Source organism: Actinomyces israelii (assembly GCF_030253495.1).
Lineage (GTDB): Bacteria > Actinomycetota > Actinomycetes > Actinomycetales > Actinomycetaceae > Actinomyces > Actinomyces israelii.
Genome location: NZ_CP124548.1, coordinates 2587134 through 2607930, shown reverse-complemented (window position 1 = coordinate 2607930; position 20797 = coordinate 2587134). Strand labels below are relative to the sequence as shown.

The window sequence follows — 20797 nt, the reverse complement described above, 5'->3', positions numbered from 1 at the left end:
GCCCACTGCGCTCGCGGACGCACTGGGCTGACATGGGGGCATGAGACCGACCCGGGCGATCGAGGCCCATGAGCTGCGCAAATCCTTCCCAACTCCCGGCGGGAGGCCGATCGAGATCCTGCACGGCGTCACCTGCGCCATTGAGGCGGGCAGGATGACGGCCCTGGTCGGCCCCAGCGGGTCGGGCAAGTCCACCGCCCTGCTGTGCCTGGCCGGGCTCGAGCCGGCGACCTCGGGCCGGGTGGTCCTCATGGGGCGCGACCTGGGGGCGCTGCCCCCGGCGCGCGTCGCGGAGCTGTACCGCGACCAGGTCGGCTTCGTCTTCCAGGCCTACAACCTCGTGCCCTACCTGAGTGTGCGGGAGAACCTGACGATCTCCGACACCCTGGCGGGCCGCAGGCCCGACCGGGCGCGCGCGCGGCAGATCCTGGCCGGGCTCGGCCTTGAGGCGCGCGCCGACGCGGTCACGGCGACGCTCTCCGGCGGAGAGCAGCAGCGGGCCGCCCTGGGGAGGGTGCTCTACCGGCGCCCGCCGGTGGTGTTCGCCGACGAGCCCACCGGGGCCCTGGACACGCGCTCGGCATCCTTCGTCCTGGCCGAGCTGCGCGGGCTCGCGGACGCGGGCGCCGCCGTCGTGCTCGTCACGCACGACCTGGGGGCCGCGGCGCTGGCGGAGACGGTGCTCATTATGCGCGACGGGGTGATCATCGGCCGCCGCCGCGGGGCCGGCCCCGACGAGCTGCTGGCTGTGGTGAACCGGACGGGGGAGGAGTCATGACGCGCTACACGCTGCGGGCCCTCGCCGCCCAGTGGCGGGCCTGGTCGGGAACCGTGGTGGTGCTGGCCTTCGCGGCGGTGCTGGTCGATGTGTGCCTGGCGCACCGGATGACCGTCACCCGCCCGGACGTCGTGGCCGCGGCCCGGGATGCGGGCGTCAGCCCGCGGGAGCTGGCCGTACCCGGCGTCTCGGTGTACGTCTACTCGGCGATGGTGGCGATCCCGGTGGTGGCCGTCGTCGGGCAGTCCTGCGTGCAGGCCCTGCGCACGAGCTGGGCCAGGTGGCGCCTGGCCGGGGCGCTGCCCCGTCAGGTGCTGGCGAGCGTGGTTGCGACCGTCGCCGTGCTCGGGGCGGTGGCCTGTGTGCCCGGCATCCTGGTCGGGCTGGCGGTGGACCAGCCCTTCGCCGAGGTGCTCACCCGCATGGCCGCGCAGCGCATGGGGCGGATCGAGGTGGCCCAGACGCCGGCGACCGTGGCGCTCACCGTCGTCTCCGTCGTCGGCATCGCCGTCATCGGGGCGATCGGGCCGGCGCGCAGCGCCGTGCGCACCCCGGCGACCGAGGCGGTCCGCACCACCTCCCCGGTGCCGGTCCGACGACGCATGGGCGTCGTCCGGTGGGTCCTGGCCGGAGCGTGGGCGCTGATGTGCGCCGGCCAGCTGCTCGTGGCGCTGCTGGTCCGTCCCGGGGAGATCATCGACGGGCTGCCGACCGGCGGCGGGCAGGCGGCGCTGGCGTCCTTCCTGCTGGCGGTCCTTGCCGTGCTGGTCGCGCCCGTGCTGGTCCCCGGGCTGCTGCGGGCGTGGTCGGCGCCGCTGGGACGGATCGGGAGCCTCGGGGGACTCGGCGGATCATGGCTGATCGCCCGCCGCTCCGCGCTCTGGCGCAGCTCGCTGGCGGCGAGCGCCATCGCCCTGCTGTCCCTCGCCTTCTCCTTCGCCGCGGTCCTGGTGACCAATCTCGAGGTGGAGTGGGCGGTGATCAGGGCGGCGCACCTGCACGCCGTGCTCAACCAGACCGACTCCCTGGTGCTGGCCTCGATCCTGGGGGCCATGGCGCTGCTCGGCGCCATCGCCGTCGTGGCCATGGCCTCCCGCTCCAGGCAGCGCGAGCTCGCGGTGCTCCGCTGCGCCGGGACCACTATCGGCCGCGTGCGCGCCCAGGTCGTCATTGAGGCGGGCCTGTACGTCGGGACGGCGCTGATCATCTCCATCGTCCCGGCCGCGGTCACCGCGGTCGGCGAGGCGCTCTTCCTCGCCAGGGCCGGGCTGCCGTTCCTTCCCAGGCCGGCCGTCGGGACGCTGGCACTCGTGGCGCTGGCGTCCTTCGCGGCTCTGACCGCGGTGCTCCTGGCACCCGTGCGCCACGCCTACCGGGCGCCGATCGGCCCGACGCTGGCCGCCGAGTGAGAACGGCCGCCCCTGACCCCCGGCACCGGTCTGCGGAGCGATCCGGTCAGCGTTTTCTGCCGCGTCTCGAGGAATCACCGTTGCGCTGGGGCCTGCGCAGGCGGATGTGAAAGCCCAGGCAGATGAGGCCGCACGTAGCCGCGGTGCAGCCGAACGAGGTCCACGTTCTGGAAGAACTTCCTTCGAGTGAGACAATGATGCCTCTTAAACTGAGGATGATGGCCAGGACGCTGAAGACGAGCGTCCCGGCCGCCGTGACGTAGAGGATCGGTCTTCTTCGCATCATTGGGACCAGCAGATCAACGAACCGGGAACATTGGGAACATAAATAATCTGGATCCCATTACCCCATGAATTGCATAGGCCAGTCAGTCCTCCATAAACGGTCAGTGCTGCGGCAATGGCTCCTGCGACTGCCGGGCCCGCTCCTGTCTCTGCGGTGATCAGTCCTGCGAGGACTGCGACTCCTGCGCCAGTTTCAAGGGTCGCTGATAGTGCGTTTGCTTGGCAGCTGTCCAGGAAGATGGTCGGCCAGACTGCACGCCATCCCGATCTCCCCTCACAGGAGGCGAATTCCTCCGCATAAGGTGCAAGGTCCGCTGCTCGATCCCGAACTTCCGGAGGTGCTGAGTCCGGGGCTGACAGCCGGCCCCCTGCGGCGATGTAACCCGCGGTGAAGTCGTCGAGCGCGGCATCTGTGATTGCCGGATCGGCCTTGGCCGCCTGGTAGTCCAGAGTGCCGTCAGCGATGTGATTCTCCAGCGCCTGCATCTCAGGGTCGGACTCAACCTGCGAGGATGCGTCCGGAGTGGGGGCGGCCTGTGTGGATGCGGGTTGCGTGGGAGGTCGGCCGGCCTTGTGGTGCGGACGCGGCGAATGCTGCCGGAGCCGCTGCCGACAGGAGCAGCGCGAGGCTCGCTCCCAGCGACCCGGCCTTGAGCCTGGTGCACATGCTCATATCGGTCTCCTCCTCGTTGCGTGATGCCTCGGTACGAGTGCCGACCGGCTTGCCGACTACGGCTAGCCATTGACAAGTATGGTGACCGCCAAGGGCGGGGTCAAGGCTTTTTCGCTATTTATGAGGCCATTTCAGGGCGACTGTCAGCGACCTCCAAGGATATGTCGTCGAGTCGCGAGGGCGCGCCCGGGCCCGAGCGGGCGCGCACGTGGAGGGGGTCGCGCTGAGCTTGGGCGGGGATCGGTCCGGTCAGCGTTTTCTACCGCGTCTCGAGAAGTCGCCGTCGCGCCGCGGCCTGCGCAGGCGGATGTGAAAGCCCAGGCAGATGAGGCCGCACGTAGCCGCGGTGCAGCCGAACGAGGTCCACGTTCTGGAAGAACTTCCTTCGAGTGAGACAATGATGCCTCTTAAACCGAGGATGATGGCCAGGACGCTGAAGACGAGCGTCCCGGCCGCCGTGACGTAGAGGATCGGTCTTCTTCTCGTCACTTTCATCACCTGGGGATCGGTGGGCCGACGCGTCGGAGACCAGAGCGGGCCAGTCTCCTCGACTCAGCGGACGAAAGCGATCGGAATCAGGATATGTCGTGCCTGTGAGCTCTTCCAGCACTGGCGCCAGCGCGCCGGTGGGCTGCGACCCGGGGCGACCGGGCGGGACGATCCTGGACCCGCCTCACTCGATTGCGCAGCCGTTGGCGGCGAGGACGGCGAGCATGAGCGCGTTCGCGGCGTCAGTCGCTCCTCGGTGGTGGACGACGCTTCGATAGGTGATCCTGATAACTTCGCTCCTGCCTATTGACAGTTGCGGTAAGGTCTGCTGCGGTTGCCCGGTCGAACGTGCAGAAAGGCGTTGTCATGAGCGGAAACAGGCCTCGCTCCAAGAGTGAGGACGACCGCCCCGGGGCGGCCTTCGGGATTCCCGAGGGCGCCACGGGGGAGGACGTCGTCGACGCCGTCATGGGCGCCGACGGCACCGGCGCTGCCGGCCCGGGCGGTATCGACCCCGGGCTGCTGCCCTACCTGGAGGCCGCCGACGGCGGGCCTGACGAGGCCGGCGGCACCGGCAGTACGCCGGCCGACGCCCGCTCCGCCGAGGCCGCCGAGGCTGCCGAGGCCGCGCGCCGGGCCGCCGAGGAGGAGGACCTGGAGGCCCTGCGCGAGCTCGTGGCCGCCAGCATGATCCCGGAGGGCGACCTGGAGCGCCTCGACGCCCTCCTGTCCGAGGTCGACGAGGACGAGACCGACGACTGGGAGGAGTGGGAGCCCCGGCTGCCCGACTCGCCCGCCGTCGTACCGGACGCCGGCTCGGGCGACGAGGCCGAGCGCCACCGGGCCGACCTGCTCGCCGCCGCCCGCTCCGTCGAGGTCTCCGGGCGCATGCGCGAGGTGGAGGCCGAGATCCTCTCGCGCGCCCCCGAGCACCGCGTCCAGCCGAGCCTGGAGCGCGTGGAGGCCGTCCTCGACCTGCTCGGCAACCCCGAGCGCGCCTACCGGACCGTCCACATCACCGGCACCAACGGCAAGACCTCCACCGCCCGCATGGCCGAGCGGCTCCTGGCCGCCACCGGCATGCGCACCGGCCGCTTCACCAGCCCCCACCTGGCCACCATCCGCGAGCGCATCGCCCTGGACGGCGAGCCCATCAGCGAGGCGGGCTTCATCGCCGCCTGGGAGGACGTCGCCCCCTACGTCGGCCTCGTCGACGAGCGCTCGGCGGCCGCCGGCGGGCCGCGCATGAGCTTCTTCGAGGTCCTCACCGTCATGGCCCTGGCCGCTTTCGCCGACCACCCCGTCGACGTCGCCGTCCTGGAGGTCGGCATGGGCGGGACCTGGGACTGCACCAACGTCGTGCCCGGCGACGTCGAGGTGATCGCGCCCATCGGCCTGGACCACGCCGCCTGGCTGGGGGACACGATCGAGGAGGTCGCCGCCAACAAGGCCGGCATCATCAAGGACGGCGCCACCCTTATCACGGCCGTCCAGCCCCCGGCGGCGCAGGAGGTCATCGCCGCAGCCGCGGCGGCCCACGGCGTCGTCTGGCGCCGCGAGCTGGACCCGGAGGACGACCCGGACTCCCCGGACGCGGGGGTGCTGCGCGTGGTCGACCGCACCCTGGCGGTCGGCGGGCAGATGGCGACGCTGCGCACCGCCGCCGCCGTCTACGAGGACGTCTTCATCCCGCTGCACGGCGCCTACCAGGTCCGCAACGCCCTGCTGGCGCTGGCCGCCGTCGAGGCCGTCTTCGGGGGGAGGGCCCTGCCGGCCAAGATCGTCGAGGACGGCTTCGCCTCGGTCACCAGCCCCGGCCGCCTGGAGGTGCTTCGCTCCAGCCCCACCGTGGTCCTCGACGCCGGGCACAACCCCCACGGGCTGGCCGCGCTCGTGCCCGCCGTGGAGGAGACCTTCGGCTTCCGCCACCTGGTGGCCGTCGTCGGCGTCATGGCGGACAAGGACGCCGAGGGGATCCTGTCGGTCCTCGAGCCGGCCTGCGACGCCGTGGTGTGCGTGCCCATCGATTCCCCGCGCGCGCTGGAGGCCGAGGACCTGGCCGTCACCGCGCGCGAGGTCTTCGGGGCCGACCGCGTCGAGGCGGCCGACACCCTGGCGCTCGGCGTTGAGACGGCCGTCGCCCTCTCCGAGGGCTTCGAGGACCCCCTGACCGCCTCAGGCGTCCTCATTGTCGGCTCGGTGGTGCTGGCGGCCGAGGCCCGCGCCCTGTTCGGCCGGGCCTGAGGCCCTGTGACGGGTCTCGCGACGACCGGCCCCGGGGCGTCTGACAGGCGTGCCGGCGCGCGGGGTGCGAGAATTGATACGGCGCCCGGGCCGGCGCTGACGGGCGCTGACCGGCACAGGATCAGGCGCACGATGACGAGGAGGACCGTGACTCACGAGAAGCCGCTTGACGCCGCGTGGAGCACCGCCTGGATTCGCGGTGCGGCCGCGGTTGTTGCTGAGCACCGTGACGAGCTCACGGCGCTGGACACCGCCATTGGTGATGGCGACCATGGCATTAATCTCGACCGCGGCATGCATGCGGTGGTGGCCAAGCTCGATGTCCAGGAGAACGCCGGTGACGTGTCGCTGGCGCTCGCGGGCGTGCTCAAGGCGACGGCGACCACCCTGCTGGCCACGGTCGGCGGTGCGGCCGGCCCGCTGCTGGGAACGGCTTTCCTGAAGGCGTCGCGGGTCTGCGACGTCCCCGTGCTGTCCTCCCAGGACGTCGCCACGCTCCTGAGCGCGGCGGCGGCGGGCGTGCAGGGGCGCGGCCGGGCCGAGATCGGCGACAAGACGATGCTGGACGCCTGGCACCCGGCCGCCCGGGCCGCCCGCGAGGCCGCCGACGCCGGGGCGAGCCCCATGGCGGTCCTGCAGGCCGCGGCCGTCGCCGCCGCCGACGGCGCCGACTCGACCTGCCCGATGCGGGCGCGCAGGGGCCGCGCCTCCTACCTCGGCGCGCGCTCGGTGAGCCACTGCGATCCCGGTGCGCGCTCGACCGCCCTCATCCTCGGGGCCGCCGTGCTGGCCGCCGGCGGCGGGGCGGCCGGCTAGCCGCCTGGGCGGGGCGGAGACGACGGAGGGCGCCGGGGGTTGCCAATTGAGGCGATCCCCGTCACGCTGGCGTTCTGGGCCCGTGCGAGCAGCCGTGCCCTCTGCATGATCCGCCGAAAGGACCCGCCATGACCGACGCCCCCGGCCGCATTCTCATCCTCATCAAGCCCGACGCCGTCCGACGCCGCCTGACCGGCGAGATCCTGCGCCGGATCGAGGCCAAGGGCTACGACATCGTCGCGCTCGACCGCCTGGTGGCCACCCCCGACGTGCTCGCCGAGCACTACGCCGAGCATGTCGGCAAGCCCTTCTACCCCAGTGTCGTGGAGTACATGACCAGCGGGCCGCTGGTCTCCGTCGTCGTCGAGGGGCACCGGGTGGTCGAGGGGCTGCGCTCCCTCATCGGGGCCACCGACCCGACCGCCGCGGCCCCCGGGACCATCCGCGGCGACCTGGGCCGTGACTGGGGCGGGGAGTCGATGATGAACCTCGTCCACGGCTCGGACTCACCGGAGTCCGCCGAGCGCGAGATCTCCATCTGGTTCCCCCACCTCGCCTCCTGAGCCCGGCCGTAGGCCTGCCCGGCTCACACCGTGCCGGCGGGCCGCCCGCACGTGATTACGGGTGGCCCGCCCGGCTCTCCGCCTGGCCGGCCCCGGCCGGTCCGAATCGATCTCGGCGCGGAAGTGAACCGATCTCGGGCCGGAATACGACCGATCTCGGCGAAAAGGGGCTCGGGTGGCGGGGGCTCAGGCGGCCCGGCGGGCCAGGACCTCCCTCAGGGGCACCCGGCTGCCGGTGCGGGTGACGGCCCGAGTGTAGACAATGGCCGCCAGGCGCACCAGCAGCGGGATGAAGGCCAGTGCGAGCGCCAGCGCCACCAGCTGCTCGACCCAGCCGGAGACGCCCAGCACGAGGCGGGCCGGCATGAGGAAGGGCGAGAAGGGCGGGAAGTAGGCCAGCACCCGGAACACCGGTCCGGTGGGGTCGGTGACCATGACGAAGGACAGCATGTAGGGGATCATGAGGATCGCGGTCAGCGGCACGGTGACGCTGGCGGTGTCCTCCTGCCGGCTCACCAGCGACCCGGCCGCCCCGTAGGCCGCCGCCGCGATCGCGTAGCCCACGATCATCCACACGATCATGGCGACGACCACGGCGTCGATACGGATCGACGTCTGCGGCAGGACGCCGGCCAGCTCGGCGGTCGCGGCCGCGACGACCCCGATGAGCCCGTAGCTGAGGATGACGGCGGTGCCCGTGCCCAGGACCTTGCCCGCCAGGAGTGAGGTGGGGCGCACGCAGGCCAGGAGGATCTCCACAATGCGGCTCGCCTTCTCCTCGACCACGCCCATGGCGATGGCCTGGCCGCCGCCCATAATGGCGATCATCAGCAGGATGTCGATGAACGCCAGGATCGTGTAGCGGGCGCCGAGCTCCGCGGCGTCGTGCTGGAGCGGGTCGAGCGCCACGACCCGGGGCGCCGCCCGGTCCAGTGCCTCGGCCGCCGCGGACGGGTCGCCGCCGAGCGCGGCGATCTGGTCGGACAGCGCCGCCTGCTGCAGAATGCCGGTGACGGCGGTCACGACGGCGGTGTCGGCCTTCCTGGACTCGGACACGAGGAGCCTGGGGGAGCCCGCGGTCAGATCGAGCACCATGTCGGCCCTGGCTTCGGGTGTTTCAGAAGTCTTGGAGGAGCTGCCGGCCGCGCCCAGGGCCGTGGCGGCCTCCTCGCCCGAAAGATCGACAACCTCGACGGGCACGTTGTTGGAGCCCCTGACCTGCTCCAGGGCAGGGACCAGCGCGGTCGCGGTGGCCGCATCGGCTGCCAGCACGCCCAGGCGGTAGGGGGCGTCCCTGCCCCTGGTGAAGTGACCGTAGGCGAGGATCCCGACGACGGCGATGACAAGCAGGACGGCCGTGGCGATGAGCGAGGACTTCTTCAGCAGCTGGGCGCGCAGCTCGCGTGCGGCGACCAGGCGGATCTCGGCGCCGCGGGACAGGGCGGCGCGGGCCGGCGCCTTCGGTGCCGCCGGCGTCTCTGACATCTTCGGCATGTCTCAGGCCTCCCGCCCGGTCACGGCGGTCCGGGCGGCCTCGGCGGGACCCCCGGTCGGCTCGGCCGTCCCGGCGGCCGTCTCGGCCCCGGGGGCTTCGGCGGGGGCGGCGAGGGCCTCCCGGAAGATCTCGGTCAGCGGGCGGCGCACCGGCCCCAGCTCGCGCAGACGGCCCAGGCGTCCGGCGGCCTCGAGCAGGCGCTGCTCGTCCGCGCCGCCGGCCACGAGCTCCAGACGGGTCCCCGCGGCCCGTGGCTCGGCGGTGGCCCGCAGGCCGAGGACCCCGGCGAGCATGGCGCGGGCTGCGCCGGCGGCGGCGCCGGGGGAGCCGTCCACCTCGACCACGGCCCGCCAGCGCGGCTCGGCGGTGGCCCGCAGCTCTTCGATGGTGCCGGCGGCGACGAGCCGCCCGGAGCGGATAATGACGACGCGGTCGCACAGGCGCTCGACGACGTCGAGCTGGTGGGAGGAGAAGAGCGTCGAGACCCCCGCGGCGGCGCGCTCGCGCAGCACCTCGCTCATGACGTCGACCGCCACCGGGTCCAGCCCGGAGAAGGGCTCGTCGAGGATGAGCAGGTCGGGGGAGCCGACGAGGGCGGCGGCGAGCTGGACGCGCTGCTGGTTGCCCAGGGAGAGCCTGAGGACCTCCTCCCCGCGACGCTCGGCGATGCCCAGGCGCTCGGTCCACTCCCGGCCGGCCCGGCGGGCGGCGTCGGCCTCGATGCCGTGCAGGCGGGCGAGGTAGGTCAGCTGCTCGCCGACCCTCATCCTGGGGTACAGGCCGCGCTCCTCGGGCATGTACCCGATGCGGCGGCGCATGTCGGCATCGAGCGGCACCCCGTCCCAGCGCACCGCGCCCGCGTCGGGGGCGAGCACGCCCATAATGATGCGCATGGCGGTCGACTTGCCCGCGCCATTGACCCCCACGAAGCCGACGAGCTCGCGGTCGCCGACGGCGAAGGACAGGGAGTCGAGAGCCTGCAGGCTCCCGAAGCGTTTGGACAGGCGACTGATCTCCAGCATGAGTGGCTCCGGGGGCGACGGGCGGGAGCGAGGCTCCCCTGACATGGAAAGTCTGCTTGACTGCCCCATCCTTGTCAAGCAGACTTTCCATGTGTGCGTCGGAGCCGCTCCCGGCGAGTGCCTCAGAACCGGGAGGCGATCCACGCGGCCGCGTCGAGCCTGTCGCGGGCCCCCGCCGAGGTGGGTGTGCCGCCGCCCTCGACCGCACTGTCCTTGACGGTGACGTCGCCGGTGCGCCCGGGGTCACGAAGGAGGTGACCACTTCGTCGGGCAGCGGCGGGGACAGCCCGGCGAGCGTCGGGCCAGTGCCGTCGCCGTTGTTCCCCCGCAGGTCCACCGCCACGCCGCACGTCCCCTCGGCGCCCAGGGCGTCGAGGGGACGTGGCGACGACCGGGGTGACGGCTCACTCGCGCACGGCCACCCGTCGCCCCATTGCGGCGCCCGCCCCCAGCGCCGCGAGCGCGAGGACCATGCTGAGCCCGACGACGCCCACCCACCGGCCGGGGCACGAGCCGGCGACCGAGGCCCACCCCCAGGGGGCGGACAGCCACAGCCCGGGCGCGCTCACGAGAATCTCGTTGCCCGCGATCGTCAGGCCCGCGAGCAGGCCGATCGCCGCCACGGCGATCGAGGCGGCCACGCCGACGACCTGGGCGAGGGCGTAGGCGGCGGCCATGAGCATGAGGGCCACGAACGGAATGGTCGCGGCGACGTAGACCTCCCCGGCCACGGCCGGCAGGTCCGAATCAGCCCCGGCGGGGAACAGCTCCGACCCGGCGGCGGCCGCGCCCCAGGCGAGAAGGAGCACCCCGGTCAGGAACCCCCAGGCGGGCAGGAGCGCCGCGCACGTCGCCCGGGCCGGCGTGGTGCGCATCAGCAGGCCCCGCCACGCCCCGCGCAGGCTCGTCCAGGCGGCCACGCCGACGACGGTGGCCGTGACCGGCACCCCGGCCAGAGCGACCAGCCAGACGGCGGCGGACGGGGAGTACGCGGCCCGGGTCAGGGCGACCAGGGCCAGCAGCGGAAGAGTCAGCGCCGCCCAGAGCCTCCACGGCAGGACGGACGCCAGGGCGCCCGCGGCGCTGCGGAGCCCGCCCCCGGCCGCGGTCACCTGCGCCGGCCGGGGGACGGCGCGGCCGGGGGCGGGCCGTGCCGGTGCGGCGGTCTGGCCCGGAGCCTGCCGGGCCGCCGCCGGGAGCGCCTCGGGGGATGCGGCGGTCCCGGTGCGCGTGCCGGTGACGTCGTCGGGGGCCCGGTGCCCGGCGCCTGCGCGCCGGGTGGACCGGGCCAGGCGGGGGCGCACGCCGGCCGTGGCGAGGACGACGGCGAGCCCGGCGGCCGCGATGAGGGTCTGCAGGACCATCCCGGGCCAGAAGGGGTAGGACCAGGCGGCGTCGCCCGGCTCCAGGTTGACGGAGTTGCCGTGGACGCCGAGCAGCGGGAGCGTCGTGCGGATCATCCAGGTCCAGGGCTCGACCAGCCATGTCGGCGCCTCGGCGCGCACAGCGCCGGCGACCGACCAGATGACGCCGGCCACCGGGGCCAGGCCGACGGCGGCCCCGCCGGCCAGGCGGGCCAGCGCCAGCCCCCACAGGCTCGCCCCGGTCACCGAGACCCACATGAGGACTGCGAAGCGGAGGTAGTCCGCGACCGGTCCCCAGCCCGCCCCGGAGGCCAGCCCGTAGCCGACGACGGGCACGAGCAGGCCCGCCTGGCACGCCAGCGCCGACAGGGCCGCCACCGCAGCGCGCGCCGCCGCCACCCGGCGCGGGGACACCGCGCGCCAGGCGGTCCCGCCCTCGCGGAGGCGCTGCTCGCGCCACTGCGCCATGGCGCCGACGAGCGCCCCGAGGGTCAGGGCGAGGAAGTCCGGGTAGAAGGAGAGCCAGGCCAGGATGTTGCCGGCCCACCTCCCGTCGTCCGTGACCAGCCCGGCGGACGTCAGGGAGTGGGACAGGTTGATCGACCAGGCCGCGATGAACAGGGTGACGCCGGTGGCGCCCCAGGTGAAGGTCCGGCGCGACCGGAGCAGCTCGGCGCGCAGGAGGGCGGGCCGGGCGGCCTGGGGGCGGCGGCCCGCGCGGCGGGCCCAGGGCGCGGCGGGGGAGGCTGCGGTGCCCATGCTGCTCGCGGGGCTCATGCGACGGCCCTCCGCCCGGTGACCAGCGCCAGGTAGGCGGCCTCAAGACCGGGGCCGTCGTCGGGGTGCGCGAGCCCGGACAGCGGCCCCTCGTAGGCCAGGCGCCCCGCCACCAGGACGCCGACGTCGTCGGCCATGCGCGCCATCTCGCCCAGCTGGTGGCTGGAGACGACGACCGTGCGCCCGGCGTCGGCCAGCGCTCGCAGCAGGTCGCGCAGCTCGACAATGCCCTGGGGGTCCAGGCCGCTGTGCGGCTCGTCGAGGATGAGGACCTCCGGGTCGGTCAGCAGCGCCATCGCCAGGGCCAGGCGCACCTTCATGCCGGTCGAGAAGGACCCGGCGCGCTTGCGCCCGGCCCCGCCCAGGCCCACGCGTTCCAGGAGCTGGGCGATCGCGGTCGGGTCGGTGCCGGTCAGGCGGGCGTGCACGAGCAGGTTGCGGCGGGCCGACAGATGGGGGAAGAGCGCCGGGCCGTTGAGCGAGGCGCCCACGTGCTCCAGGGACTGGCGCGTCCACGGCCGGTCCAGGATCTGGACGTCGCCGGCGTCCGGGCGCGTCAGGCCGAGCGCGATCGCCAGCGTGGTGGACTTGCCGGCGCCGTTGGGGCCCAGCAGGGCGTAGACGCGCCCCGGGCGGGCGGCCAGGCTCAGGCCGTTCAGGACCCTCTGGGGGCCGAAGGACTTGACGATGCCCGTCATGCGCAGGCCGGTCGGAGACGCGGCGGGTGGAGCAGGGGTAGCAGCTGAGACTGTGCGTGTCATGGTCTCAGCATTCGCGGCGGCGGCGCGCGGCGCTTCCCCCGCAGGGACACCGCCGGGCCGACTCTCCGGGCCCCCTCAGGACGTCCCTCCTCCCCAGGGGGGAGCCAGGCCGGCCGGGCTGCAGGGAACGACCAGGGCTCAGCGCGGTGCCGCCAGGCGGTGGCGGAAGGCGTGGACGATGAGCTCGACCCGGTTGCGGCAGCCGGTCTTGGCCAGGAGCGCCTTGACGTGGGTCTTGACGGTCGACTCCGCCAGGTGCAGCCGCTTGCCGATCTCGGCGTTGGGCAGACCGTCGCACACCAGCGACAGCACGTCGCGCTCGCGGCCGGTCAGCGGCTCGAACAGGCCGCTCGTCCGTCCCCCGCCGTCGTCGGGGGCGCCCGCCTCCGGCTCCCGGCCCGTCGCGGGAGCGACTGTGGTACTGGGCGTGGCCTGTTCCTCGGCGGCGCTGAGATGCGACAGGACCGTGCCGGTGACGGCCGGGTCGAGCCAGGCCCCTCCGCGCGCCACCGTGCGCACGGCCTCGAGCAGGACCCGGGGCGAGGCGTCCTTGAGGAGGAAGCCGTTGGCGCCCGCTCGCAGCGCGGCCAGGACGAGCTCGTCGTCGTCGAAGGTGGTCAGCACCAGCACCGGGATGCGCCGCAGCGCCTCCTGGCCGCGCATGGCGCGGATGGCGGCGACGCCGTCCATGACCGGCATGCGGATGTCCATCAGGACGACGTCAGCGGGTGCGCCGCCGCGCGCCCGCGAGCGCAGCAGCTCCAGGGCTGCGGCGCCGTCGGCGGCGGTCCCGGTGACCTCCAGGTCCGGCTGAGCGCCCAGGAGCATCTCGAAGGCGGAGACGAGCAGCGCCTGGTCGTCCACGACGACGGCGCGCCACGGGGCCCGCCCGCCCGGGTCAGAGGTGCTCACGGCGGTCCTCCTGCCTCTCGCTCTCAGCGGCATCAGCGGCGTTCGCGGCATCAACGTCACTGCTGGCGGCGACCGGCAGGCTCACCGCCAGGCGGAAGCCGGGGGCGCCGTCGAGCTCGCGCGACCCGGCCTCCATGGTGCCGCCCGTCAGGCGGATGCGCTCGCCCAGGCCCGCCAGCCCGCTGCCGGCGGCCTCCTCCCGGCCGGAGCGCGCCACCGGGTTGGTGATGAGGACGGTGCACCGGCCGCGGGCAATCTCCATGCGCAGGGCGGCGGCGCCGGCCCCGTGGCGCAGGGCGTTGGTCAGCCCCTCCTGGACGGCGCGCAGCACGGTCAGCCGCTGGAGGAGGGACCAGGAGCCGTTGGCGCGCGCCAGTTCGGTGGGGTTCGGGAGGTCGGCCTCCAGGGCCAGTCCGGCGGCCACGGCCGCGCCCACGGCCCGGTCGATGCCGTCCAGGTCGGCGGGCGGCACGGCGTCGCCGGTGCTGCCCCGCAGCGCCCGCACCAGGTCGCGCACCTCCTCCAGGCTGGCCGCGGCCGTCCGCTCGATCGCGCAGAGCGTCGCGGCCAGCGCCTGCGCCTGTCCCACAGCCAGGGCGGTGGCGGCCTGCACCTTGATCGACGTCAGGCTGTGGCCCAGGAGATCGTGGAGCTCGCGCGCCAGCTCGAGTCGCTCGGACGCCGCCGCGGCCGCCCGCTCCCGGGCGAGCTGGCGCAGACGCTCCTCGGCCAGGCGGCGGCGGCGCCACGCGTCGCCGACCACCAGCAGCACGGCGAGCACGATGAGGGCCGTGATCGCGGTGCACACGGCCAGGGCCGCCATGGGGTCCCGGGGCTGCACGACCACCTCCCAGGCGGAGCGGCTGCGGCCGATCATGGTCATGGTGACGGGGTTGACGACTGCTCCCACGAGGGCCGCGCCCAGGGCCGCCCGCCCCCAGCGGCGGTCCGGGCACCAGCGGGCGACGGCGTGCAGGCTCGTCAGGGCGGTCAGTGTCAGGGGCGAGAGGCCGAGCAGCACGGGGGACAGGCAGGTCAGCAGCGCGTAGAGGGCCAGTGCGACGGCGGTGACGGTGAAGGAGACGCGCACCATGCGCCGCCGCAGCGGCTGGGCCGCGGTGACGACGAGCGCCAGGGCGAGGTTCGCGACGTAGACCGCGTGGAGTCCGAAACGGTCGATGAAGGACAGGTCCGACCAGGCGATGAGGAGGCAGGCGGCGCCCAGCAGGACGTCGGTCAGCGGCAGGGACCAGGCGGCGTCGCGCGGGCCGAGCATCCGGGCGGCCGCGCGCCAGTCGGTCGCCGCGGCCGTGATCCGGGCCCCGGCCGTGCGCGCGGCGGACGGTCCGCTGCGGTCGTCCGTCATGACTCTGCCTCCTGTCCGGCCGCCTGCGCACTTCCGGCCCCAAGTGTAGGGAGACTGTGCCACAATCCGGGACGAACGAGGCCGGCGCGCTCGCGCCCCTGGAGGAGCCGTGCGATTCCAGCGGTTCTCCGGCGCCCCGGGGGGCGCCTGGGGCGCGTTCGTCCCGGACTGTGGCAGGAGCTTGAGGAAACGGGGGTGGGCGGATGCCCGCGGCGCACCGGTCACTGCGGGGCTCGCAGGACGCGGCGGCCCCGCCCCGCCCTCGCCGCGAGGGGCGCTGGTGGCCCGCCTACCTGCGCGGGACGCTCGGGCAGGGTCTGGCGCTCGACCTGCTGGGCCGCCGGAGCCTGGTGATCGCGGCCGCCCTGCCGCTCGGCCTTCTCGGCGCCACGGTCCTGACCGGGCGCCTGCCAGCGGTCCCGGCGTCGCTGACGGTCCCGGCCCTTGTCCTGACCGGCGTCGCGCTCGCGCTGGCGGTCCTGGAGGCGTTCGGGCGCGACCACCCGACGGGCGAGCGCGAGCACCTGCGGGTCCTGGGGCTCACGCGCGCCGGCGAGGCCGGGATGCTGGCCCTGGCCGCGGCGCCCACCGCGATCAGCGGCGCCGCCTGCACGGCTGCCGTCCTGGGCGGACCCGTCACGGCCTGCGCGGCGGCCCAGCTGCTGCTTGTGCCCGCCCTCGCGGTCCTGCTGGAGACCGTGCGCCGTAGCGGCGGCGCGCTGGTGCGCGTCGGGCGCTCGGGCAGGGCTTCCGCGGCCCTCACGGTGCTGTCTGCCGCTCGGCTTCGCTGCCCGACCGGCCGCACCGGCGCCCTCGCCTTCGCCTACGCGGCCGGGTCGAGCCCGCTGCGCCTGTGGGGCGGGACGGCGGCGATCACCTTCTGCGGCGCGGCCCTCGTCCGGGCCGGCGCGGGCCCCGCCCCCGCCGTCTGGCTCACCGGCTGCTGGCTCGCGGCAGGCGTCGCCCTGGAGCTGTGCCGCGTGGAGGAGGGGCCCGGCTGGGCGCGGATCGCCGCCGTCGGCCAGGTGGGCCGGGCGGACCGCCTGCGGGCCAGGACCGTCGTCGCCACCGGCATTCTCGCGGCGTGCCTGCTGGTTCTGACGCTTCTTGCGCTGGGAGCCGCGCAGCGGCCCAGCGGCGCGCAGGCGCTCGCGGCCGGTGCCGCGGCCCTGTACGCCGCCGTCCTCCAGGTCGCCGTCGAGGCCGTGGTCGTGCGCCTGACCGGGACCCGCCGGCTGCTCGCGGCCGAGGAGATCCTCCTGGCCCTCCTCGCCTTCGTCCCCATTGCGCCGCTGGTCGGCCTCATCATGCCGGCCCTGCCCTCGTGGCGCCCCGACAGGAGGGCCCGGCGTGCGTGAGCTGCTCCAGATCACGGGCCTGACCCGCCGCTACCGCGGCCGCGGCGGCGTCGGGCCGGTCGACCTCGGCGTCGGGGCCGGCGAGGCGGTCGCCGTCGTCGGCCCCAACGGCGCAGGCAAGACGACCCTCTTCCGCGTCCTGGCCGGCCTGGAGCGCCCCCAGGCGGGGACGGTGCGCGTGGGCGGGGCCGTGGGCGGCCGCGTGCCCGCCGCCGACCTCGGCTTCCTGCCCGAGGAGGCCGCCGACCTGCCCCGCCTCACGCCCCGCCAGGCCTGCCGCCTCGACGCCGCCCTGAGGGGCCTGGAGCTCACCGACGCCCAGATCGACGCCCAGCTCGGGCGCCTGGGCGCGGCGGGCTTCGCCGACACGCCCACCCGCCGCCTGTCCCAGGGCATGGCCAAGCGCTCCGCCATCGCCCGGGCCCTGCTGGGCGAGCCGGACGTCGTCGTCCTCGACGAGCCCCTCAACGCCCTGGATGTCGCCACCGTCATCACCCTGAAGGAGGAGCTGCGCAGGTGCCGGGAGCGCGGCGCCGCCGTCCTGCTGTCCAGCCACGTCCTCGACCTGGTCGACGAGTCCTGCAGCCGGGTCGTCCTGCTCGATCGCGGCCGCATGGTCGAGACCGTCGACGTCACCGGGGGCCGCGGCACGGCCGAGCGCGCCTACCGGCGGCTGTTCGGCTGACCGGGCCCGCCACACCCACCGCCGGCGCGGGTGCGCCGCCCCCGGTGGGCCCGGCGGCGGCGCTATCGTGGGCGCCGTGCACCTCAAGACGTTGACGCTCAAGGGCTTCAAGTCCTTCGCCTCGTCGACGACCCTGCGCCTGGAGCCCGGCATCACCGCGGTGGTCGGCCCCAACGGCAGCGGCAAGTCCAACGTGGTGGACGCCCTGACCTGGGTCATGGGGGAGCAGGGCGCCAAGAACCTGCGCGGCGGCTCCATGGCCGACGTCATCTTCGCCGGGGCCGGCTCCCGCCCGGCCCTGGGGCGCGCCGAGGTCTCCCTGACCATTGACAACGCCGACGGCGCCCTGCCCATCGACTACACCGAGGTCACCATCTCCCGAACCCTGTTCCGCGGCGGCGGCTCGGAGTACCGGATCAACGGCACCGCCTGCCGCCTCCTGGACGTCCAGGAGCTGCTCTCCGACACCGGCCTGGGCCGCCAGATGCACGTCATCGTCGGGCAGGGCCGGCTCGACGCCGTCCTGAGCGCCACCCCGGAGGACCGGCGCGGGTTCATCGAGGAGGCCGCCGGGGTCCTCAAGCACCGCCGCCGCAAGGAGCGCGCCCTGCGCAAGCTCGACTCCATGGCCGCCGACCTCGCCCGCCTGACGGACCTGACAACCGAGCTGCGCCGCCAGCTCGGGCCGCTCGCCCGCCAGGCCGCCGTGGCGCGCCGCGCCCGCACCATCCAGGTCGAGGTCCGCGACGCCACCGCCCGCCTCCTGGCCGACGACGTCGTCCAGACCCAGGCCCTCCTCCAGGCCGGCGACGAGGACAAGGCCCTCCTGGAGCGCCGCCGGGCAGCCGTGGAGGAGGCCGAGCGCGCCGCCCGCGCCCGAGCGGCCGAGCTCGCCGCCGTGGAGACCACCTCCGCCCAGCGCCTGGCGCGCGCCACCGACGTCTGGGAGGAGCTCACCGCCGCCGCCCAGTCGCTGAGCGCACTGGCCGACGTCGCCGCCGAGCGCGTCCGCGGCCTCGCCTCCGCCCCCGAGCCCGCCCGGGGCGCCGACCCCGACGAGCTCGACCGCCGCGCCGAGACCGCCGCGGTCGAGGAGGCCGAGCTGGCCGCCGCCATTGAGGCCGCCCGCTCCGCCCTGGACGAGGCGACCCGGGGGCGCGCCGACGCCGAGGCCGCCGAGACCACCGCCGAGCGGGCCCTGTCCCATCTCCAGCGCCGCGCCGCCGACCGCCGCGAGTCCCTGGCCCGCGCCGGCGGCCGGGTGGCCTCCGCCCGCTCCCGCCACGAGGCCGCCCTGGCCGCCCGCGAGCAGGCCCGCGCCGCGCTGGCGGCCGCCGAGAAGCGCGCCGACGCCGCGAGGGCCGCCCTGGCCGAGTCCCCTGAGTCGGCCGAGTCCGCCGGGTGCGCCCGCCCCGACGGGCCCGGCGCCGCCGCCGGGAGGCTGGACGAGCGGCAGGCCCGGGCCGCCGCGGCCCACGAGAGGGCCACCGCCGCTCTGGCCGACGCCCGCCACGCCGTCGCCGCTGCCACCGACGCCCGCCGCGAGGCCGCCTCCGACCGCGCCACCTGGACGGCGCGCCGCGACACCCTGGCCCTGTCCCTGAGCGCTCAGGACGCCACCGACGCCCTGAGCGAGGCGGGCCTGCCCGGCGTGCTCGGCCCCCTCAGCGAGGCCGTGAGCATTGAGCGCGGCTGGGAGAACGCCGTCGCCGCCCTCCTCGGGGAGCTGGCCGGGGCCGCCCTGGTGGAGGGGACCGAGGCTGCCCTGGCCGCCATGACCCACGTGCGCGAGACCGACGGCGGCGCCCTGCGCCTGGTGCTCCTCCAGGACCCGGAGGCGGGCGGGGACGCTGTCGAGGGCTCCGGGAGCGCCGGGCGCTCCGGAGGCGCTGAGGACCCGGCCCCGCCCCTGGACGGCGTGCGCGCCGCCACGGACCTGGTGTCCGCCGACGGGCCGGGACTCGGCGCCGCGCTGGGACGGATCCTCGCCGGCGCCCGGGTCGCCCCGGACCTGGAGACGGCCCGCGCCGTGCGCGAGGCGCTGCCGGGCGCCGTCGTCGCCACCCGGGGCGGGGAGGTCCTCGCACCCGCCTGGGCGACGTCGGCCGGGCGCGGCACCTCCTCCGTCCTGGAGCTGGCGGCCGCCCACGAGGAGGCCTCCGCCGAGGCCGACGCCGCCGCGCAGGCCGAGACCGGGGCCGACGCCGCCCTGGAGGCGGCCCGCGTCCGCGAGGAGGCCGCCCGCCGGGCCGTCGGCGAGGCCCTGTCGGCCCTGCGCGCGGCCGATGCCGAGGCCGCCCGCGCCGCCGAGGCGCTGGCCCGCCTGACCTCCGCCGCCCACGCCGCGGAGGAGGAGGCCGGGCGCGCCCGCCGCGTGCTGGAGCGCGCCGAGGACGAGTCGGCCCGGCGCACCACCGAGCTCGCCGCGGCCGCCGCCGCCCTGGCCGAGATCGAGCCCGGTCGGTCGGGCGGGGGCGAGGGGGACGACCTCGACGCCGCCGTGGAGACGGCCCGGGGGCGGAGAGAGGAGGCGGTCGCCGCGGCCCGGCGGGCGCGCGCCGACGAGACCGAGGCCCGTCTGGCGCTGCGCACCGCCGAGGAGCGCGAGCGCTCGGGGCGAGGGCGCGCGGACTCCCTGCGCGCCGCCGCCCGCCGCGAGCGCGAGGCGCGCGCCGCCGCCGAGCGGGCCCGGGCGCGCCGCGCCGCCCAGCTGACCATTGCGGCCCACGTGCGCGACCAGGCGCGCGCCGCGGTCGAGACCGCCCGCGCCTGGATCGGCGAGGCCCAGGGCGAGCGCACCCGCATCGAGGCCGAGCGGGCGGAGGCGAGCGCGGCGACCGGCGAGGTCCGCGCCGAGCTGGACGACCTGGGCGCGCAGATGACCCGCCTGACCGACGCCGCCCACCGCGACGAGGTCGCCCGCGCCGAGCAGCGCATGCGCCTGCAGTCCCTGGCCGAGCGGGCCATGAACGAGCTCGGGCTGGAGCTGGAGCCGCTCGTGGAGGACTACGGTCCGCACGTGCTCGTGCCCGCCGTGACCGAGGAGGGCGCGGGCGGGGCCGGCGAGGACGGCGCCGCCGCGGGGGAGGGGGCCGCCGCCCGGGGCCGCCCGTACGTGCGCGCCGAGCAGGAGAGGCGGCTGGCGCGGGCCGGCCGGGACCTGAAGCGCCTGGGCAGGGTCAACCCGCTGGCCCTGGAGGAGCACGCCGCCCTGGAGCAGCGCCACAAGTTCCTGGCTGAGCAGCTGGCGGACCTCAAGGCGTCGCGCAACGACCTGCTGCGCATCGTCGAGGAGATCGACGCCCGAGTCCAGGAGGTCTTCGCCCGGGCCTACGAGGACACGGCCCGCCAGTTCGCCGAGGTCTTCGACCGCCTCTTCCCCGGGGGCGAGGGGCGCCTGGTGCTCACCGACCCCGGCGACATGCTGACCACGGGCATCGAGATCGAGGCGCGGCCCGCGGGCAAGAAGGTCAAGCGGCTCTCGCTGCTGTCCGGCGGCGAGCGGTCGCTGGCCGCGGTGGCGCTGCTCATCGCGATCTTCAAGGCGAGGCCCTCGCCGTTCTACGTCATGGACGAGGTCGAGGCGGCCCTGGACGACACGAACCTGGGGCGCCTGCTGGAGATCTTCACCGAGCTGCGGGCCTCCAGCCAGCTCATCATCATCACCCACCAGAAGCGCACCATGGAGGTGGCCGACGCCCTGTACGGCATCAGCATGCGCGACGGCATCACCAAGGCCGTCTCCCAGCGGCTCGCCCACGAGGCGGAGCCGGCCTGAGCGTGTGACGAAAGTCAGAACA

Annotated in this window: 15 protein-coding genes; 8 read left to right on the top strand and 7 right to left on the bottom strand. The window is 75.2% G+C overall.

Annotation, left to right across the window (positions count from 1 at the left end; all coding sequences use genetic code 11):
- The first annotated feature begins 40 nt into the window (after window positions 1-40).
- Both AIF0345_RS10830 and AIF0345_RS10825 read left to right on the top strand, forming a co-directional pair.
- Complete coding sequence (locus tag AIF0345_RS10830; RefSeq protein WP_285296161.1) at window positions 41-778, top strand: ABC transporter ATP-binding protein; 738 nt, start codon at window positions 41-43, stop codon at window positions 776-778.
- Entirely contained in the window at window positions 775-2187 is a 1413-nt protein-coding gene (locus tag AIF0345_RS10825; protein WP_285296160.1) for an FtsX-like permease family protein, read from the top strand. The genes AIF0345_RS10830 and AIF0345_RS10825 overlap by 4 nt, the downstream gene beginning before the upstream one ends.
- Before the next feature lie 784 nt (window positions 2188-2971).
- On the opposite strand, the gene AIF0345_RS10820 is transcribed toward AIF0345_RS10825, so the two are convergent.
- Entirely contained in the window at window positions 2972-3145 is a 174-nt protein-coding gene (locus AIF0345_RS10820; protein WP_285296159.1) for a hypothetical protein, read from the bottom strand.
- 855 nt (window positions 3146-4000) lie between these two features.
- On the opposite strand from AIF0345_RS10820, the gene AIF0345_RS10815 reads away from it, so the two are divergent.
- The 3 genes from AIF0345_RS10815 (at window position 4001) to ndk (ending at window position 7257) form a co-directional block, all read left to right on the top strand.
- Window positions 4001-5878, top strand: coding sequence for a bifunctional folylpolyglutamate synthase/dihydrofolate synthase (locus tag AIF0345_RS10815; RefSeq protein ID WP_285296158.1), 1878 nt, complete (start codon window positions 4001-4003; stop codon window positions 5876-5878).
- Window positions 5879-6010: 132 nt separating this feature from the next.
- Window positions 6011-6694 carry a dihydroxyacetone kinase subunit DhaL gene (gene dhaL, locus AIF0345_RS10810; protein ID WP_268917442.1) on the top strand — a complete coding sequence of 228 codons (684 nt, stop codon included), beginning with the start codon at window positions 6011-6013 and terminating at the stop codon, window positions 6692-6694.
- A gap of 128 nt (window positions 6695-6822) precedes the next feature.
- The gene (gene ndk / locus AIF0345_RS10805; RefSeq protein ID WP_268917443.1) at window positions 6823-7257 is read left to right on the top strand and encodes a nucleoside-diphosphate kinase; all 435 of its coding nucleotides are present in this window, start codon (window positions 6823-6825) and stop codon (window positions 7255-7257) included.
- 186 nt (window positions 7258-7443) lie between these two features.
- Here ndk and AIF0345_RS10800 read toward each other — a convergent pair whose 3' ends face one another.
- From AIF0345_RS10800 to AIF0345_RS10775, 6 genes are all read right to left on the bottom strand, one after another.
- Entirely contained in the window at window positions 7444-8751 is a 1308-nt protein-coding gene (locus AIF0345_RS10800; protein ID WP_285296157.1) for an ABC transporter permease, read from the bottom strand.
- 3 nt (window positions 8752-8754) lie between these two features.
- Window positions 8755-9774: an ABC transporter ATP-binding protein gene (locus tag AIF0345_RS10795; RefSeq protein ID WP_285296156.1), complete on the bottom strand. Its 1020-nt coding sequence runs from the start codon at window positions 9772-9774 to the stop codon at window positions 8755-8757.
- A gap of 404 nt (window positions 9775-10178) precedes the next feature.
- Window positions 10179-11915 (bottom strand): hypothetical protein, encoded by a 1737-nt coding sequence (locus AIF0345_RS10790; protein WP_285296155.1) that lies wholly within the window; start codon window positions 11913-11915, stop codon window positions 10179-10181.
- The gene (locus tag AIF0345_RS10785) at window positions 11912-12676 is read right to left on the bottom strand and encodes an ABC transporter ATP-binding protein (protein WP_268917447.1); all 765 of its coding nucleotides are present in this window, start codon (window positions 12674-12676) and stop codon (window positions 11912-11914) included. Before AIF0345_RS10785 ends, AIF0345_RS10790 begins: the two co-directional genes overlap by 4 nt.
- A gap of 138 nt (window positions 12677-12814) precedes the next feature.
- Window positions 12815-13588 (bottom strand): response regulator, encoded by a 774-nt coding sequence (locus tag AIF0345_RS10780; RefSeq protein WP_268917448.1) that lies wholly within the window; start codon window positions 13586-13588, stop codon window positions 12815-12817.
- Entirely contained in the window at window positions 13575-14954 is a 1380-nt protein-coding gene (locus AIF0345_RS10775) for a sensor histidine kinase (RefSeq protein ID WP_268917449.1), read from the bottom strand. The genes AIF0345_RS10780 and AIF0345_RS10775 overlap by 14 nt, the downstream gene beginning before the upstream one ends.
- 203 nt (window positions 14955-15157) lie before the next feature.
- Here AIF0345_RS10775 and AIF0345_RS10770 point away from each other — a divergent pair, with 203 nt between their 5' ends.
- From AIF0345_RS10770 to smc, 3 genes are all read left to right on the top strand, one after another.
- Complete coding sequence (locus AIF0345_RS10770; RefSeq protein WP_285296154.1) at window positions 15158-16312, top strand: hypothetical protein; 1155 nt, start codon at window positions 15158-15160, stop codon at window positions 16310-16312.
- Complete coding sequence (locus AIF0345_RS10765) at window positions 16305-16997, top strand: ABC transporter ATP-binding protein (protein WP_285296153.1); 693 nt, start codon at window positions 16305-16307, stop codon at window positions 16995-16997. The genes AIF0345_RS10770 and AIF0345_RS10765 overlap by 8 nt, the downstream gene beginning before the upstream one ends.
- 76 nt (window positions 16998-17073) lie before the next feature.
- Window positions 17074-20775: a chromosome segregation protein SMC gene (gene smc, locus AIF0345_RS10760; RefSeq protein ID WP_285296152.1), complete on the top strand. Its 3702-nt coding sequence runs from the start codon at window positions 17074-17076 to the stop codon at window positions 20773-20775.
- The last annotated feature ends 22 nt before the right edge of the window (window positions 20776-20797 follow it).